This window comes from Sphaerospermopsis torques-reginae ITEP-024 (assembly GCF_019598945.1).
Taxonomy (GTDB): Bacteria; Cyanobacteriota; Cyanobacteriia; order Cyanobacteriales; family Nostocaceae; genus Sphaerospermopsis.
Map to the genome: position 1 here is coordinate 1,494,302 of NZ_CP080598.1, position 18,429 is coordinate 1,512,730.

Consider the following 18,429-nt stretch of genomic DNA (forward strand, 5'->3'; position numbering starts at 1 on the left):
GCTTTGGGTTTAAATTCTATTTGGTACTGCACATATTTTAACCTTTGCAATAATTATTACACCCCTCTCCACATCGGAAAGGGGGTTAAAGGTGAAATTAAGCAGGATAAATCCTTAACCTGCGATTTGGTTCTTCACCAAAACTATGAGATTTAAGCCGATAATGCTCTACCAACTCATGCTGCATTTTCCGCACCTGAGCAGAACGAGGTAACAACTCCACTGGTTGACCTTTAGGAATAACAATTTGTTCAACCGCAAGTCTCGCTTCCTCCAAAGCGTCCATTTCGTCATCACTACCACTGTGCAAAAACAATTGCAATTCCTGATCATCCGTAATTTCCGGCTCGTCAATGTTCAACAACCGCCGCAAACCGCGAGTAATTTGAGGAATAGTGCTAGACTTAATCACATGAATAGGTACATGACGCGCCTTAGCCATTTGCCTTAACTTTGCGTGGTTTTTGACGTGCGATCGCAACGCCAAAATAGCATCAGCACTATCTATGTCTTTTGTCAATACCACAGGTAAACTTAACACCCCAATCACCTGTTCCAACTGGTGACGACTCACTCCATAGGGGTAAACGTGCAAAGGCAAATCTTCCCCATTGGGACCGGCTGATTTACTCTTAGCAAAATCAACACTCTCCCCATAATTGAAAGACTCATCTAACAAGCGGTCAAACTCGCTGCGTCCCGTTACCCGTTCCCGTTCCACAGACAAAGGCGGTAAAGCTACCATCTGACCAGAAGCACGCCAGCCATTAACCTGCTTAACCGCGGGAAAAGATTCATCCTCACTAGCTAAATGACCACCGCGACCATTAACCACAGATAACTGTCTAGTAATAGACACCTTACCCTTTTCGTCCACAGTGCGCGTTTGTGGGTTAGGTTGACGACCTCTTAATAGAGTATCAACGGTATCAGCCACGCTTTCATGTACTACCCAGCGTTGTCTCTCCAACATTTCCACAGCAATTTCAAAGGTGGGAGGCGCTTTGCGTTCCAACACCGTTTTTTGTGAACCGCGTCTTCTCGCTTCGTCATCTCCTAGCGTCACCGCTTGAATACCCCCCACCAAATCAGAAAGAGTGGGGTTTTTGATCAAGTTTTCAATTTGGTTTCCGTGGGCAGTCCCCACTAATTGTACACCTCTCTCCGCAATTGTACGTGCAGCTAAAGCTTCCAATTCTGTACCAATTTCATCAATGACAATCACTTCTGGCATATGGTTTTCTACCGCCTCAATCATCACCTGATGCTGTAATTCTGGTTTTGCTACCTGCATCCGTCGAGCGCGACCAATCGCTGGGTGAGCAACATCACCATCTCCGGCAATTTCATTTGAGGTGTCAATAATCACCACTCGTTTATTCAATTCATCTGCCAACACACGGGCAATTTCCCGCAAAGCAGTAGTTTTACCTACACCCGGCCGACCTAGCATGAGAATGGATCTACCAGTTTCTACCAAATCCCGGATCATGCCAATAGTACCAAATACCGCCCGACCCACACGACAAGTCAAGCCAATAATTTTACCATTGCGATTGCGGATAGCACTGATACGATGTAAAGTTTGCTCAATACCCGCCCGATTATCGCCACCAAATGTTCCGACTCGTTGAATACAATCATCTATTTGTGCTTGAGTGACAGGGGATTCGCTCAGATACTCAGCAGCATGAGGAAAGCGAGCTTCTGGGCGACGACCTAGATCCAAAACCACTTCAACTAAATGATCTCTTTTAGGATGGTTCTCTAGTTGCTGTTGTAGGTCTTGGGGTAAAATGTCCAGTAACTTTTGCAGGTCTTCTGTAATCGTCATGCTTTCTATGGTGGTGACGTTTTTAGAGATAACGAATGAGCAATTTAACGCTCTTACTGTGACTTAATCTGAGAAACGAGAGAATCAGCAAGTTTTACCGCTTGCCAAAGTAATTCCGGTTCATCCTCAAGGCGCAGACTTGCCTTAACACCAGTGGAACTCACCTCCTGATTTTCCAACTTGTCAATAACTGATGACAGCAACACACGAGCATAGCTACCATAGGCAACACCAGCAATGGAGTTCTGGGTGCTGAGTTCAGAAGGAGAGGACAACTTATTACCTCCTGCCTCCTGCCTTCTGCCTCCTGCCTCCTGAAGTAGTCCCATTGCCTTTAATTTAGGAACTGTGTAGCTATTAGTACCCCCAGCTAACTGCACATATCCAGGTAGATTTGCTGCCAAAACTTTTTGTCCTAATTTTATCGCTGCTATAGTAGTACCATCACCGATATCACCACTCATAGAGCGCCCGTCTGTTTGCCAAATCAAGGTTTGGGGACGGGGTGAAATTAGATCATAAATTGCTTGTAGGTAATCAATTAAACCATCACCATCATTGCAACTGATAGCTAATAACTTTAATTGATCTGCCCAAGGAGCGATGTTTGACCACAAACGCTGGAACTCCGCCAAACGCCCTACTTTTGTATGAATCTCTATGGCATCTATTCCCGTTGACATGATCAATGGTGCAATCGCTCCCGGCGTTGACAGATATGATGCTGTATCAATTATCTCATAAGGACAGGCAGGAATGCAACGCCCACAGCCATAACATTTTTCGGCAATAATTCCTGAACAGCTATCTTTTTGATTGTTAAAAACTATAGCTTGTGCTGGACAAATTTTTTCACAGGGTCTATGGCAATCTGGTGAACAATAAATAGGATTAAATTGGGCTTTTCTAAAATGGGGATCTTCTCCATCGTTGAGGCTAACCATTAACAAGGGCAAATGGCCTGAAAAATTAAAGCCTCTCGCTTGAGCATCTTTAACAAGAGTTTTAGCAACCAGTAAAGCTTCCTGAGCCGCATTAATTACAGCCGGATCAGCAGCAACATCTATGCAGTCAGCACCCGCCAAGGTGTAGGCTAAAGTTAAACTTCTGACCGCCGGTAGATGTTGGAAACTGGCTCCACAAATCAGCTTAAACCAGTTACCTTGTTTTAGGGATTGTAAAGGGGCTAAGAGTTTGGTCACTCTTCTATTATGCTTTTTTTGCCATCAAAATTGCAGCCCCTAATCAGGAAAAAATCCAATTTTTTTATCTGTCGTTTTTAGGCAGTGGGCAAGAGGCTGTAGGTTTGGCGTAATTTATAAGAAAATAGGCTGAAAACCCTTGAGGTTAAGTTTTGGAGCTTGGTGGTCAGTGAGCTTGTCGAACTGCGGAAAACTCAGCCGTCTTTTGTGCCGTTAAGAAACTTTTTGGCAATGTTTCGATATTATCGCCAACTTTTATCAGTTTCCCGGCTTCTGAAACAGCTAATCTGGTATTTACACTCAATTTATAGAAGTGATTAAACCTCGACGCAGCTACCCATGATGGCAGAGTTGCCTGACGTTTTTGTACAAATATTTTTTGAAAGTTGGGGTAAGTTTCACCCAAGTAAGAATCTCGTGTTGGGACTATACAACGTTGACAGGGGTTGACTCCCAAAAACTGCACATCTCCCACTTGAAATGATACAGGTTCTCCACTGTCCGTAAACAGCCTATCTTCCCAAAACGCTGGTACATCACCAATCTCAATATTTGCACGCAGTCGTCGGCGTATTTCCTCCACACTCACCCCAGGAAACCAAGCAGCCACTTCCCCTAAAGTTGCTGTACTAATCACCGTGGGTCCTGGTGAGTCTGTATCATCAGGAAAACCCATCTTGGTGTTTTGTCTTAATGTAACAGCAAAGCCAAAAAATTCGCTTAACTTTGCTGCTAGTTGTTGCTGTTCTTGTTCAAGATGAAAAACCTGGTATGAATTGCTATTAGGAAATTGAAGATGAACAACTCTTTCTGTAAGGGAAAAATTGGCACGCAAGGAATGAATTTTGGCATGGCGTTTAGCATTGACAAATTTACCCTCTGCGTTAACAATGGCAAACTCTCGGTCATACTCAAATGCGCCACTTGATAAAATTGTAGCTTTTTCTACTTCTACACCATCGAGTGACTTAATCGGATATAACAAAATCTTTGATAAATAGGCCATCTTTAAAAATTAAAAATGTAAGAGGTAATTCATGAATTACCTCTACCTTAATCATATTTGCTGACTGCTGACGGCTAACCACTATAGCGGTAGGATTTTTTAAGGGTTTGTCAGTGGATACAAAGGAGACTTATCAAGACCGCCAATTTTATTCAGAGGCCAAAAACGAATAACAGCACGACCAATAATATTTTTCCGTGGTACTAAACCCCAACAGCGTCCATCATAACTACTACCACGATTGTCACCTAACACTAGGTATGAATCGGCTGGTATGGTTTGCGGTTTCGCTAAGAAAGGAGGTTGAGATCCTGATGCACAAACATCCACAACAGTACGGGATGAGGGAAATAAATATTGTTCTTCTGGCAGATATTTTTTATTAATATATACTTTGCCGTCTTTAAGTTCTATTTTTTCTCCTGGTAAACCTATAATGCGTTTAATAAAGGCATCGTGGTATTGTTCTCTCTTGAGTTCGTCCGTGGGTGAAAATACAACTATATCGCCCCGCTGTGGGTTGCCAAATTTATAAGTCACCTTATCGACAATAATCTTGTCAGCCTTCCATTGGTCTTGTACACCGTGTAGCGTCGGTTCCATTGACCCTGTAGGAATCCAACGCGCTTCAGCGACTAGGGTACGAATTCCCAAGGCCAGAAAGACGCTCAATATAACAGTTTTGCCTAGCTCGACGATCCAGGAATTATCAGGTTGTTGGCTAGAGTTTTTATCAGACACTTGATTTTGCATGAAATTACTTAAATTTGAGGGTAATAGACAAGCACTGAACTGATGAGAGAGACTGTGATGTTATTGTTATTTTAATATTTTAACTAGACAAGTGATTTTTCCTAATACATATTGAAATGGGTAGGCAAAAGTTTGTGACTGAGCGGAAATTAATTTTCTTTTAACATATAGGAGAAGATAAAACTGATAACTGTTAACTATGAACTGATAACTGATTAAATTTATGTCATCTGCTAAAAGTTTACTGATTCGCCAAGCACGCGTGATTTTACCCAATGGTGAGTTTATGATCGGGGATGTGCTGACCCAAAGCGGTAAAATAGTCGAGGTAGCGTCAGAAATCTCTAATGCCACACCCACTCAAGAAATAGACGCACAAGGTTTAACTTTGTTGCCGGGAGTCATTGATCCGCAAGTACATTTCCGCGAACCAGGTCTGGAATACAAGGAAGACTTGTTTACTGCTAGTTGTGCTTGTGCTAGAGGCGGTGTCACCTCTTTTCTGGAAATGCCGAATACAAGACCTTTGACAACCAGCCAGTCAGCTTTAGATGACAAACTACAAAGGGCTGCCAATAAGTGCTTAGTTAATTATGGCTTTTTTATTGGGGCAACGGGCGATAATTTAACAGAATTAGTTTCTGCCCAACCCACTCCGGGTATTAAGATTTTTATGGGATCTATGCACGGTCAATTGCTGGTTGACCAGGAAACTGTACTAGAGCAGATTTTTGCTCATGGTAGTCGTTTAATTGCTGTTCATGCAGAGGACCAAGCGAGAATTAACCAGCGTCGTCAAGAGTTTGCTGGTATTCATGATCCGGCTATTCATTCCCAAATTCAAGATAATCAAGCTGCTTTGAATGCGACACAATTAGCATTGAAGCTTTCTAAAAAATATCAACGACGGTTACATATTCTGCATATGTCAACGGCTGAAGAGGCCGAGTTGCTACGTGAGGATAAACCGAGTTGGGTGACTGCCGAAGTGACACCACAACATTTGTTGTTAAATACCAGTGCTTATCAAACTATTGGCACATTCGCACAGATGAACCCACCTTTGCGATCGCCTCATGATAATGAAGTTCTCTGGCAAGCTTTACGAGATGGTGTAATTGATTTTATCGCTACTGACCACGCACCACACACTTTAGAAGAAAAAGGTCAAACTTACCCGAATACTCCTTCAGGTATGCCCGGTGTCGAAACCTCTCTACCTTTAATGTTAACCTCAGCAATGGCAGGAAAATGTACTGTTTCCCAAGTTGTGAACTGGATGTCTAAAGCAGTAGCTACCGCTTATGGTATTCCCAACAAGGGAGAAATTACCCCTGGTTACGATGCTGATTTAGTTTTAGTAGATTTAAACACCTACAAACCAGTAAAGCGGGAAGAAGTTTTAAGTAAATGTGGTTGGAGTTCCTTTGAAGGTTGGAATTTGACAGGGTGGCCTGTGACAACTATTGTTGGTGGTGAAATTGTTTATGATCAGGGAAAATTAAATACGGAAATTCGCGGACAAGCTTTAACTTTCCTGTCGTAAATAATTGTTTTTTCCCAAAAAATTAAAAAATTAAAGCGAATTTATTTTACACAGACTCGCCGAAAGTAGATTATTGGTAGATGGATAGATGCACCTTCTGAAAAGCTAAATTTTAAACTGCTGATGAGTACCTGTATAAATTGGCATCCAACCCTCGACAGTTGTGAAATAGCGTATTACCTTAAAATGTAAAGATGCCGAGAAACTACACCAATGTTCTACTCCTGCGGGAATGTGTAAATAGTCTTGTGATGTAATTAACAGTTGTACTTGAGTGCGATCAGGTTTCACAAAACTATAAATTATTTCTCCTGCTAACAAATAAATAGCTTCCGCAGCATTATGGGTGTGATAACGTCCATAAGTTGCCATCCAAGTTTCTAAATTTGGCGAACCAGGATGTATATTGAGTAAATCACTCCACAAATAACCATTTTCTTGCTGAAGAAACTCAAACACGCTGTTATGAAGTCCTACAATATGACGCTTTTCCACATCTGTAACGGTTTCTTGTTCCATCAGTTCTGGAAAAAGTAAAGATGTCCCCGGATTATAATGTCTGAGTTTAATACCTAAAGGTTCTAACTCATGAGCGATCGCACTTAAATCACTTTCCGTTGTTCCGTCTTCCAGTAATAAAATTGCCATGATAAAATACTAAATCCTCTGTTAAAAACAGTTTACTGAAAATTGTCTCAAAAAGCCACTATTACCGACCGATAAATGGGTGTTTTTTAATATACTTTATAAATATAAAAAGGTAAGAAGTCAGGAGTCAGAATATTTTAGGACTTACACACAAGTCACGGAATAAAGAACCACAGAGGCACAGAGAACACAGAGCAACATGGGTTTGACAGATATTTTGCGTGAGTCCTGCTTACAGAAAAATTCATTACTTGATTGATGCTTCATGCTACCATTAACAGTATCATAGTACAAATAAACTATATTGTAACCATTGTCAACAAATGTCTGACCTGATTTTATTTTGGCATCGTCGAGATTTACGTATTTCCGATAATACAGGACTAGCAGCAGCTAGAACACAAACTGCAAAGGTTGTAGGTGTATTTTGTTTAGATCCTGGCATTTTGCAACAGGATGATGTTGCACCTGCTAGAGTAACTTACATGATCGGCTGTTTACAAGCATTGCAACAACGATATCTTCAAGCAGGTAGTCAGTTATTAATTTTACATGACAATCCAGTGACAGCCATTCCTCAATTAGCTGAAGCCTTAAATGCAAAAGCAGTTTTTTGGAATTGGGATGTTGAACCCTACGCACAAATACGGGATAATGATGTAATTTCAGTATTAAAAGCAAAAGGTATTCAGACACTTGAGAAAAATTGGGATCAATTATTACATTCACCCGATGAAATTTTTAGTGGTTCAAAAACTCCCTACACAGTTTATACTCCCTTCTGGAAAAATTGGAGTAGTAAACCTAAAAATAACCCAGTTGCAACTTTAGAAAACTGCGAAAATTTAACAGATGCAGAACAGGAAATAGCTAAAAAAACAGGCACAATTAATTTACCTTCTGCAAAAGATTTAGGTTTTAATTGGGATGGGGAATTAATAATTGCACCAGGAGAAACAGCAGCACAAGAAAAATTAGATAATTTCATAAAAAATGTCATTAAAGAATATGATGAACAAAGAAATTATCCTGCTGTTGAAGGAACATCTTTATTAAGTCCAGCTTTGAAATTTGGTGTTATAGGAATTAGGACAATTTGGGAAAAAACTACCGAATTATTAGCAGATACTAACAGCGAAGAAGTCACCAATAATATTATATCTTGGCAGAAAGAATTAGCATGGCGGGAATTTTATCAACACGCCATGTATCATTTTCCAGAATTAGCTGAAGGTGCATATAGAGAAGTTTTTAAAAACTTTCCTTGGCGAAATAACGAAAAACATTTTCAAGCTTGGTGTGAAGGAAAAACCGGTTATCCTATAGTTGATGCAGCCATGCGACAATTAAATGAAATCGGCTGGATGCACAATAGATGTAGAATGATAGTAGCCAGTTTTTTAACCAAAGATTTAATTATAAACCCCCAATGGGGAGAAAAATATTTTATGCAGAAACTCATCGACGGTGACTTATCTGCTAATAATGGTGGTTGGCAATGGAGTGCATCAAGTGGCATGGACCCCAAACCATTAAGAATATTTAACCCAGCTAGTCAAGCACAGAAATTTGATGCTGATGGGGAATATATTCGCCAATGGGTGAGAGAATTAAAATCTGTAGATACAGAATATTTAATAAGTGGAAATATTACACCCTTAGAACGTCGTGCAGTTGGTTATCCTGCACCCATTGTAGATCATAAAAAACAACAAGCTTTGTTTAAACAATTGTATCAAGAACAGAAAGCTGGTACAGATTAATTTTTATTTTTAGAGGGGAAGGATATAAACATTAACCATCCCCCACACAAAACATACACAGAACTTACTCCAGTAGCAATAATTAAACCTCTAAAGTGACAGTTTTAGCAAATGGCTGCAACATACCTTGTACTTTTAGCGATAAAACTTAACTTTTCTTTGCGTCTTTGCGGCTTTGCGTGAGATATTCTAATAACTGGCACAATAAACACCAAAATATTGTAGCACCGCTATCAAAATATAAGTATCTACTAATACGGTTGAAACTTATGTCATCATCCCGTGATCCTCTGCTGCAAATTGAACTGAGAATACCTGCTTCCCATCCTCAGTTATTAGAAGGTTTAGATATTTGGTTGCGTATGGGTTTAATATCTGATGCTAAAGTTAGGCAAATATGTCAAACTTACCTAGTTTGTGCTGTAGTTTTACAAACACAATTACAACCACAAATAGAATATCAACCGCAAGAGGTATTGACAACTTCTAGCACATTAAAACCATTCATTGCCACTTTACCCCCAGAACCACAAACACCACCTCAACCTAATTTTATCACCTCGATGTTGCAATCATTAGGTGAAGAATTAAGTGTGAGATGGTTGTTATTTTTAGGAGTGTTTTTAGTCGTTTTATCTTCTGGTGTTTTAGCAGCAAGTCAATGGGAAAAATTTCCCGCTATTGGACAATATGGAGTTTTATTAGCTTATACTTTAACATTTGGTGGTTTTACTTTCTGGGCAGGTAAACAAGATAATTTAAAATTAACCGCACAGACATTATTAATTGTCACTTGGTTATTAGTGCCTGTTAATTTTTGGGCAATGGATAGCTTTAATTTATGGAATAATACTATTAACTGGTTACTGTTAGCTATTGCTTCTCTATTTCTATCAACAATTACAGTTTTACTTGCTAAGAATCGCACAATTATTAATAATTTTCCATCAGGGAAATTACCATTTTTAAATATTCTCAGTTTAAGTTATTTACATTGGGGTTGGAAAATATCAGGTTTTCCCCTAATAGCTGTTTATATAGCAATGGTAGGAACAACCTTAATTACAGTTTATCAAAAACTCAAACAACCAAGAGAAAATACCAACACACAGGATAATACACAGGATGATAATTGGGGAGTAGGAATTTATTTTGCAGTAGTTACTTATGGTTTATTAGGATTATTATTTAGAGCGATTTTTGTCGCTGGTGTTAATATCACTCAGTTAGGTTTAGCAATTGGTATTTGTGGTTGGTTAGCAGTTTGGTTATCAGCCAAAAATTCTACTTCTACCCCTTCCATTGCTGCTATTTGGGAAAAAATAGGCGTAATTTTATTATTTTTAGGTTGGTTAGTTTCAGTCTTCACCCAACCAGAACAAGCAATAATTATCAGTGGTTTAAGTTTATGGGTTTTTAGTCAAAGGTTGCAAATTCATAATTCAAAATTTGATTTAACAGCTATTTTCTTTATTGGGTTACAAACAACTTGGTTAGCTTGGCGTTTAGTACCAGAAACATTACAGCAATTTATCATTAATACAGCAACTTATCTGACTCATTCCCAAAACCAACCTTTAACATTATTGAGTATTGCTTTATTTCCTTATTTAATATTGATGTTAATTTTCTCAGAAAAATTGCATCATGATGAAAAAGAAGAATTAGCAATTTTCGGTAAACAGCTAACCCTATTATTAGGGGTTTGCCTAACAATGTTTGCTTTAGTAAATTCTACTTTATTAACATTCAACCTTTTATTTTCTAGTATTATTTTAGCTATCGTTACTAAACGCCATACTTTTATTCCTCATTTAGTTTATTTAACTCACACCACAGGAATTTTAACAGTTTTTTCTGCTATCAATTGGTTATCACCAAATTTGAATCAAGAAATTTGGGCAGTAATTTTGTTAACTTTCATGGTTGCCGAATGGGTATTTAGTGTCGGTGCAGGAATTTGGAAACGTAGTGCTTGGTATATTGGTTTAGCACTTGCTACCTTGAGTTTTACCTGGTTACTTTTCAATGTCCAATCATCATTTTATAATGTAATTGACACCTCTAAATATTGGGGAGTTATTTGGTTAATTACACCTTTAGCACTTACTGGTTTAGCTATTCGTACTCATGATGAACAACATCGCACTGTTAATACTTTTTTGAGTGTTTTATCTGTCATAACTGCCCAATTTTTAACTTTACCTTTAACAGAAATAAGATTAATTGGTTTGGGTGTGGGTGTAGGTGTGATGTTTGTCAATACTCGTTATTTAAGAAAACAAGAAACCGCCGCTTTAACCATTAGTTTTGGACTGAGTTTCATTGCTGCATTATTGTGGAATATACCAAATTTAGCCTTATCAGTTTGGTTTTTAGTAAGTAGTTTTGCTATTTTTACTTTATGGTTAGGACGAACCATTCTTTTAAGAAAAAATACGGAATTAACTCTTATTTATGCCGCAGCAAGTGATAAATGGGCTATTGCACTATCTATCATAGAATTAATAGGAATTACATTACATTCATTCCTTGTTTATACAGGAAATAGTAATGCTGAAATTTTCTATTTATTAGCTACATCAATAACTTTAGCCGCCATTATTTATCGTACTTATCAACAACCAACAAACTGGGCATTTTATAGCATTGGGTGGTGTTTAGAATTGTTAGTTGCGGAAATTTTAGGTTTTGGTGAACCATCAATTATTAAAATAGGAATTGCTAATATTGCCTTGGGTTTAATAACTCAATTATTCGGGGAATGGTGGCGCAGAAAATATCAAGCACAATATCAAAACATACCTCAAAGTTTCCACATCTTACCCATCATTTATGGTGCATTTAGTGTAATATTAAGATTCAATACCTTTACAGACTGGACAGGTTTATATAGTTTAGGGATAGCCTTAATTTTAGTTGGTGTAGGACGGAGAAGAGAAGAATTTAAACCATTACTTTATTTTGGCATCATTGGGATCTCAATTTCTGCTTATGAACTGCTATTTTATCAAATGTCTCAAAGTACAGGAGGTGCATTAGGAGATGGTTTAATAGCCATGTCAGCATTAGGAACTAGCATCATGTATGCTTACCGTATCCTTTCCCCTTGGTTAATAAATTATTTTTGTCTCACACCAGGAGAATTAAAAAATATTGCCCATTTACATTGGTTTTGGAGTAGCATTTTATTATTAGTTGCTGTCACAGTTCCCACAGAAATTAACCTTTATGCAGCTATAGGAACAGGAATATTTTTAACCCGCTATGGAATATGGCAAGGAAGAAGAAATAATATTCAAGAAAATGTTCAAGAAAACGTTCATGAACCTGTACAAACTATTGGTAATATTGGTAAAGATGAAATTTGGGTTTATCTAGGTTTATTAACAGCAGGGATAACAGGTATTTATCTACAAAATTTACCTATAAGCAGCTTTTTAACTCAACAGTTAACACCTTGGAACGGTGTGCTTTCTTGTCTAATAGCCTATTTTATTTACATCATACCTTGGGAAAACTTAGGTTGGTCAAAAACACCTTGGCAGCGTACATCATACATCCTACCATTAATCATCATCGGAACAACCCAACAACAAATTTATCCTCTCACCTTAACTATTGCTGCTTTCTACTATATATTCTTGTCCAAAATAACCAGACAAATTCGCTTTACCTACATTAGTCTAGTTTTAATAAACTGGGCATTATTTAACTGGTTCATGCAATTAAACCTCAAAGATAGCTTATGGTACATCACATCCATCAGCTTATCAATATTATATACTGCCCAAATAGACCCCCAATTAAAACCACAAGAACTTAAACCAATACGTCACTTTATCAGAACCATTGGTAGTGGTTTAGTTTGTACTTGGTCAATATTATTTTATCAACATTTACCTTACATACCCGGTATTTTTAGCCTCATTGCTATTTTTGCCGGACTAGCTTTAAAAATACGTGCCTTCCTTTATGTTGGTACTGCCACTTTCATCATTACCAGCATTTATCAATTAGTAATTTTCAGCCTCAGTTACTCATTCTTAAAATGGATAATTGGCTTATTAGTAGGCATTCTCTTAATTTACATAGCAGCCAACTTTGAAACCCGACGAACTCAAATTACTTCATTACTTCGCAGTAGCATCGAAAAATTTCAACAATGGGAATAATGAAAATTAAAAATTAAAAATTAAAAATTAAAAGCCCCCCTTTTTAAGGGGGGTTGGGGGGATCAAAAACTACAAATACAACGACTTAACCCACTCCCATTCTTTTGCTAAACCCTCCCTCAAAGAAACCTGTGGACAATAACCAAGAATTTTTCGCGCCTTAGAAACATCAGCAGCAGTATGACGCGCATCACCCATAGCCTTTTCAATATGGTTGCGTTTAATAGGCTTACCAACAATTTCTTCCATCGTATCCAAAACTTGAGTTAAAACCACCCTACTATCACCACCAATATTAAAAATTTCTCCCACCGCTTCCGGTGCAGTAGCAGCAGCTAAGTTAGCAGCAACCGCATCACTGACAAATGTAAAATCTCGCGTTTGCTGTCCATCACCATAAACAGGAATAGCCTCATCCTGCAAAACAGCTTTGAAAAACTTATGAAATGCCATATCTGGTCTTTGTCGTGGACCATAAACAGTAAAATACCGCAAAGAAACAAAAGGCAAACCAAAATTTTTATGATATAGTCCACACAACCTTTCAGCCGCTAACTTAGTAATACCATAGGGTGAAACTGGTTTAGGTGGAATTTCCTCATGAGTTGGTAAAGTTTCCGCATCACCATATACACTGGATGTTGAGGCAAATACTAACCTTTTTAACTGACGAGCATCCTTAGCAGCTTCTAACAAAACCTGTGTAGCGTTAATATTCCGTTCCGTATAAGCCCGAAAACCCTGACCCCAGGAATTTCTCACCCCAGCTTGTGCCGCCTGATGATATACTATTTCCACATCTTGAAAAAGTTTCGGCAAATCTAAAAATTGAATATCCCCTTCTACCAAAGTAAAATTAGGTGAATTTTCCAAGGTAGCAATATTTTTTCGCTTTAACTGTGGATCATAATAATCATTAAATTCATCAATGCCAATTACCTCTTCTCCCTGTTGCAATAATATATTGACCAGGTGAGAACCTATAAACCCAGCAGCCCCAGTAACGATAATTTTAGTCATGTTCCTGATTCTTTGAAATGTTTATAATTTTTATTATCAAAGTCATTCTAACTATTAATAAGTTATGCTAAGTTGTGCTAAATTTTTAACTAGACATTTTCTTTTTACTAAAAAACCACAAAACTTTATAGTTTGTTGACAATTTTAGTAGAGCGTGATGAATTTGACTTACTAAATAAGTGTTGCTCGTTTGCCCTTTCCTGTTCAGACCTTGATTATTAGGATAATTAGTGAAAAAATTAATCTGCGAGTAGCTTTATGGTATTCGCATTTTGCCAGGAACGCACGAGGAAATAAGTGAAAGTTTTAGTTGTCGGTAATGGGGGACGTGAACACGCTCTAGCGTGGAAACTGCTACAATCAGATAAAATCGAGCAAGTTGTATGTGTACCTGGAAATGGTGGTACTGCAACTATGGAACGTTGCCAAAATTTGCCCCTGGCGGTAAGTGACTTTGAAGGCATAGGCAAATTTGCTGTAGAAAATGGTATTTCTTTAGTAGTCATCGGTCCAGAAGTACCTTTAGCAAACGGTATTACAGACTATCTGCAAACTAAAGGACTGATGGTATTTGGTCCCAACAAAGCTGGAGCGCAAATAGAAGCCAGTAAAGCTTGGGCTAAAGCATTAATGCAAGAAGCTGGAGTCCCCACAGCTAAAGCAGCAGTTTTTCAAGAAGCAGCAGCAGCAAAAGCTTATGTACAAGCAGAGGGATCGCCAATTGTTATTAAAGCTGATGGTTTAGCTGCTGGTAAAGGTGTGATAGTAGCCCAAACCGTTGAACAAGCAGAAACCGCCATAGATGCCATTTTTGAGGGGCAGTTTGGCAGTGCTGGTAATTTTGTGGTTATTGAAGAATGCTTGTTAGGACAAGAAGTTTCGGTTTTAGCATTAACAGACGGGTTAACTATTCGCCCCTTTTTACCTGCTCAAGATCATAAACGCATTGGCGAAGGCGACACCGGAGAAAATACCGGAGGTATGGGAGTGTATACCCCTACACCCATCGCTACACCAGAATTAATGGCGCGTGTGCAAACAGAAGTTTTAGAAAGAACCATTACAGCTTTAAGAAACAGAGGTATTGACTACCGGGGAGTTTTGTACGCTGGTTTAATGGTTGCAGACAATGGCGACTTTAGCGTTTTAGAATTTAACTGTCGCTTTGGTGATCCCGAAACACAGGTAATTTTACCTTTGTTAGAAACACCCTTAGAAGATTTAATCTTAGCCTGTATCCAGCAGCGTTTAGGAGAAATGCCCCCCATTGCTTGGAAACCAGGTGCAGCAGCTACAGTAGTCGCCGCTTCAGGCGGTTATCCTGGAGATTATGAAAAAGGTAAAGTCATCAGTGGTATTGATACAGCAGAAACAGCAGGAGCAATAGTATTTCATGCTGGCACAAAGCTAAACTCAGACCAACAAATCGTCACAGACGGTGGTAGAGTTTTGAATATTACTGGACTGGGAGAAAATTTCCCACAGGCGATCGCCCAAGCTTACACTGGAATCAAACACATTCAATTTTCCGGGGTGTATTACCGTCGAGATATCGGTCATCGCGTCCTGAAAACAGAGTCATAAGTTAGCAGGTTAGTAGGTTTTCCATCTCCCCACCATTCCATCTTCCCAATTTCTCCCTAACACCTTTTGTGAATTAACTGTTAATTTTTAAATGGTTGGGGCAGAAAACCAACAACTACTAACAGCTATATATAAATATATTTAAGATGCTGGCTTTTTTCACAACAATCCGCAACGTCATTAGCCATTGGTGGTATGAATTTACCCTCCAAACCAAACTCCTAGCAGTCGCCACCCTAGTTGTGTCCTTATTTATGAGTGGCCTAACTTTTTGGGCAGTCAACACTATTCAGCAAGATGCACGTCTTAACGATACCCGCTTTGGTCGTGACCTGGGACTACTACTAGCTTCTAACGTTACCCCACTCATCGCGGAAAACAATCTCACAGAGGTAGCCCAATTTTCCCAACGTTTCTACAGCAGTACATCTAGCGTCCGATATATGCTTTACGCTGATGAAACTGGAAAAATCTTTTTTGGCATTCCTTTTTGGGAACCCGAAGTAGAAAACTCCCTCACCATCAAGCGCAAAATACAACTACCAGAAGATTATCCTGGTGATGACGACCAGCCAATGGTACGCCAACATAACACCCCAGATGGTCTAGTCACAGATGTATTTATTCCCTTAATAGAGGATCAAAAATATTTAGGCGTGTTGGCCATTGGCATCAACCCCAACCCCACAGTAGTCATTTCCTCTAACTTTACCCGTGATGTCACCATCGCTGTATTTATCACAATTTGGGTGATGGTTATTTTAGCAGGAGTAATTAACGCTTTAACTATTACAAAACCAATTAAAGAACTATTAGTAGGCGTTAAACAAATTGCCACAGGGAATTTTAAACAGCGAATTGACCTACCGCTGGGAGGAGAACTAGGAGAGCTTATTTTCAGCTTTAATGAAATGGCAGAGCGTCTAGAACGCTACGAAGAACAAAACATAGAAGAATTAACCGCCGAAAAAGCCAAATTAGAAACCTTGGTTTCCACCATTGCCGATGGTGCAGTATTAATTGATAACAATATGGAGGTAATTTTAGTCAACCCCACAGCAAGGCGCATTTTTGCTTGGGAAGGAGTTGATGTTGTAGGTAAAAATGTACTGCATAACTTACCCCAAAGCGTACAAATGGAAATTACCCGAACTTTGTACGAAATGGCAGCCAGTGAATGTGAAAGTGCTGAGTTCCGCATCCCCCTCAACCAACCCACCAAACGCACTATCCGTATTCTTTTAACCACAGTCCTCAACCTGCAACGAGAAAGTATTAAAGGTATCGCCATTACAGTGCAAGATATCACCCGTGAAGTAGAACTGAATGAAGCCAAAAGTCAATTTATCAGCAATATTTCTCACGAACTACGCACACCCTTATTTAACATCAAAACCTATATTGAAACTTTGCATGACTACGGTGAAGACTTAGGAGCAGAAGAACGCCGCGAATTTCTGGCAACTGTCAATCATGAAACCGACAGACTTACCCGCCTAGTCAACGATGTATTAGATTTATCAAAACTAGAATCCGGTCGCACTTATAACTTTGACGGAGTTGATTTAGCACAAGCATTAGAGCAGACCTTACGTACTTACCAACTTAACGCCAAAGATAAAGGAATTGAACTGCTTCAGGAAGTCGCCCCGAATTTACCCCTAGTAATGGGTAATTATGATTTATTACTGCAAGTTTTTGGTAATTTAATCGGTAACGCTCTCAAATTCACTTCCGCAGGCGGTAAAGTAGCCATTCGCGCCTACCAGCTAAAGCCTCCCATATCAGAACAAAAGCATCCCCTAGTCAGGATTGAAATTAGTGATACAGGTATAGGTATCGCCCCAGAAGACCAACAGGCAATATTTGACCGCTTTTTCCGGGTAGAAAATCGAGTTCACACCCTCGAAGGTACAGGTTTAGGTTTATCAATTGTCAGAAACATTATAGAAAGGCATCACAGTCAAGTACATTTAGTCAGTGAAGTTGGTGTGGGTACAACTTTCTGGTTCGACTTAGCCATATTTGATGAAGAAGCCGCACCCGCACTGATGGAAACTACATCTGACACATCTGAAATAGCAAAGGTTTGATGCTTAACTATCAGGACTTACGCAAAATATCTCTCAAACCCTCTTTCCTTCGTGTCCTTCGTTCCTTCGTGGTTTATTCTTCCTTGACTTGTGCGTAAGTCCTATATTACTTAGGTTGTCAGAGAAATTAACAAACAGACAAATAATATAGCTATTAGCAGCACTAGACCCTGATTTCGTTTGATCCAGCTTTTGACCTTTGTACTCAAACTACTATTATTAGTCTGCTTTTCCAGTTCTAACTGACTCTCTTCCCAATTCTGGTAAAGAGTACAATCTTGAGCATAAGGGCGTTTGGGAAAATTACAGCTATCATCCTGATGATAAACACAGGTTTCACAAAGATATTCATTGCCAACAGCGCGATGCAAAGGAATCCCCCGATGCCCGAAAGCTTTTAGAGTTATCCGGCAATGGGGACAAGTGATAGCCTGACTATCAATAAGTTGATGACAACGAGGACAAGATAAAGTAGCCAAAACCTGACATTAAGTAGAAATAGGTTAAACACTTTGATTTTAGCCACTTGGATTCACAAGCAGCGACCCAAACAGCAAATATGGCTGAGTGTTGCACCAAGTAGGCTGCTACTATATATCCCCCCTCTTGTGGGATGGGCATCCTGCCCGTCCCTGACAGCGCACTACCAGAAATTTCTATCGAGACAATTTGGATAAGTTATGTCCTAGCAGTCCCATAGAAACTAACCACCTCTGGAACAATCAATTTTATTGCCAAAATCCTTTTCCTGCAAGGGTTTCAAACCATTCTCCCAAAAACATCAAAATTTTTTGGAAAAAGTAGT

At 39.0% G+C, this 18,429-nt stretch carries 12 protein-coding genes; 5 read left to right on the forward strand and 7 right to left on the reverse strand.

Going from position 1 to position 18,429, the window contains the following annotated elements:
* Nucleotides 1-97: 97 nt before the first annotated feature.
* From K2F26_RS06870 to lepB, 4 genes are all read right to left on the reverse strand, one after another.
* Nucleotides 98-1,834: a R3H domain-containing nucleic acid-binding protein gene (locus K2F26_RS06870; protein WP_220610875.1), complete on the reverse strand. Its 1,737-nt coding sequence runs from the start codon at nucleotides 1,832-1,834 to the stop codon at nucleotides 98-100.
* Between the two features lie 53 nt (nucleotides 1,835-1,887).
* Nucleotides 1,888-3,036: a circadian clock protein LdpA gene (ldpA, locus tag K2F26_RS06875; protein WP_220610876.1), complete on the reverse strand. Its 1,149-nt coding sequence runs from the start codon at nucleotides 3,034-3,036 to the stop codon at nucleotides 1,888-1,890.
* A gap of 166 nt (nucleotides 3,037-3,202) precedes the next feature.
* Nucleotides 3,203-4,042, reverse strand: coding sequence for an MOSC domain-containing protein (locus tag K2F26_RS06880; protein WP_194059667.1), 840 nt, complete (start codon nucleotides 4,040-4,042; stop codon nucleotides 3,203-3,205).
* A gap of 99 nt (nucleotides 4,043-4,141) precedes the next feature.
* On the reverse strand, nucleotides 4,142-4,795 hold the full coding sequence (gene lepB, locus K2F26_RS06885) for a signal peptidase I (protein WP_220610877.1): 654 nt from the start codon (nucleotides 4,793-4,795) through the stop codon (nucleotides 4,142-4,144).
* A gap of 223 nt (nucleotides 4,796-5,018) precedes the next feature.
* Between lepB and K2F26_RS06890 the strand changes: the two genes are divergently transcribed.
* Nucleotides 5,019-6,341 (forward strand): dihydroorotase, encoded by a 1,323-nt coding sequence (locus tag K2F26_RS06890; protein ID WP_220610878.1) that lies wholly within the window; start codon nucleotides 5,019-5,021, stop codon nucleotides 6,339-6,341.
* A gap of 105 nt (nucleotides 6,342-6,446) precedes the next feature.
* On the opposite strand, the gene K2F26_RS06895 is transcribed toward K2F26_RS06890, so the two are convergent.
* Nucleotides 6,447-6,989, reverse strand: a complete 543-nt coding sequence (locus tag K2F26_RS06895; protein ID WP_220610879.1) for an acireductone dioxygenase — start codon at nucleotides 6,987-6,989, stop codon at nucleotides 6,447-6,449.
* Between the two features lie 323 nt (nucleotides 6,990-7,312).
* Here K2F26_RS06895 and K2F26_RS06900 point away from each other — a divergent pair, with 323 nt between their 5' ends.
* Nucleotides 7,313-8,752, forward strand: coding sequence for an FAD-binding domain-containing protein (locus K2F26_RS06900; protein ID WP_220610880.1), 1,440 nt, complete (start codon nucleotides 7,313-7,315; stop codon nucleotides 8,750-8,752).
* 269 nt (nucleotides 8,753-9,021) lie between these two features.
* Nucleotides 9,022-12,927: a DUF2157 domain-containing protein gene (locus tag K2F26_RS06905; RefSeq protein ID WP_220610881.1), complete on the forward strand. Its 3,906-nt coding sequence runs from the start codon at nucleotides 9,022-9,024 to the stop codon at nucleotides 12,925-12,927.
* A gap of 69 nt (nucleotides 12,928-12,996) precedes the next feature.
* Here K2F26_RS06905 and K2F26_RS06910 read toward each other — a convergent pair whose 3' ends face one another.
* Nucleotides 12,997-13,947 carry an NAD-dependent epimerase/dehydratase family protein gene (locus K2F26_RS06910; protein WP_220610882.1) on the reverse strand — a complete coding sequence of 317 codons (951 nt, stop codon included), beginning with the start codon at nucleotides 13,945-13,947 and terminating at the stop codon, nucleotides 12,997-12,999.
* A 297-nt stretch (nucleotides 13,948-14,244) separates the two neighbouring features.
* Between K2F26_RS06910 and purD the strand changes: the two genes are divergently transcribed.
* Both purD and nblS read left to right on the forward strand, forming a co-directional pair.
* Complete coding sequence (gene purD / locus K2F26_RS06915) at nucleotides 14,245-15,531, forward strand: phosphoribosylamine--glycine ligase (protein ID WP_220610883.1); 1,287 nt, start codon at nucleotides 14,245-14,247, stop codon at nucleotides 15,529-15,531.
* Nucleotides 15,532-15,677: 146 nt separating this feature from the next.
* Nucleotides 15,678-17,624, forward strand: a complete 1,947-nt coding sequence (gene nblS, locus K2F26_RS06920; RefSeq protein WP_220610884.1) for a two-component system sensor histidine kinase NblS — start codon at nucleotides 15,678-15,680, stop codon at nucleotides 17,622-17,624.
* Nucleotides 17,625-17,734: 110 nt separating this feature from the next.
* On the opposite strand, the gene K2F26_RS06925 is transcribed toward nblS, so the two are convergent.
* Nucleotides 17,735-18,103 carry a zinc ribbon domain-containing protein gene (locus K2F26_RS06925; protein ID WP_220610885.1) on the reverse strand — a complete coding sequence of 123 codons (369 nt, stop codon included), beginning with the start codon at nucleotides 18,101-18,103 and terminating at the stop codon, nucleotides 17,735-17,737.
* Nucleotides 18,104-18,429: the final 326 nt, after the last annotated feature.

What these genes read in the sequence shown, in the direction of transcription:
- K2F26_RS06870 (WP_220610875.1), bottom strand. Translation starts at nt 1,834, where the DNA reads ATGACGATTACAGAAGACCTGCAAAAGTTACTGGACATTTTACCCCAA.
- K2F26_RS06880 (WP_194059667.1), bottom strand. Translation starts at nt 4,042, where the DNA reads ATGGCCTATTTATCAAAGATTTTGTTATATCCGATTAAGTCACTCGAT.
- lepB (WP_220610877.1), bottom strand. Translation starts at nt 4,795, where the DNA reads ATGCAAAATCAAGTGTCTGATAAAAACTCTAGCCAACAACCTGATAAT.
- K2F26_RS06890 (WP_220610878.1), top strand. Translation starts at nt 5,019, where the DNA reads ATGTCATCTGCTAAAAGTTTACTGATTCGCCAAGCACGCGTGATTTTA.
- K2F26_RS06895 (WP_220610879.1), bottom strand. Translation starts at nt 6,989, where the DNA reads ATGGCAATTTTATTACTGGAAGACGGAACAACGGAAAGTGATTTAAGT.
- K2F26_RS06900 (WP_220610880.1), top strand. Translation starts at nt 7,313, where the DNA reads ATGTCTGACCTGATTTTATTTTGGCATCGTCGAGATTTACGTATTTCC.
- K2F26_RS06905 (WP_220610881.1), top strand. Translation starts at nt 9,022, where the DNA reads ATGTCATCATCCCGTGATCCTCTGCTGCAAATTGAACTGAGAATACCT.
- K2F26_RS06910 (WP_220610882.1), bottom strand. Translation starts at nt 13,947, where the DNA reads ATGACTAAAATTATCGTTACTGGGGCTGCTGGGTTTATAGGTTCTCAC.
- nblS (WP_220610884.1), top strand. Translation starts at nt 15,678, where the DNA reads ATGCTGGCTTTTTTCACAACAATCCGCAACGTCATTAGCCATTGGTGG.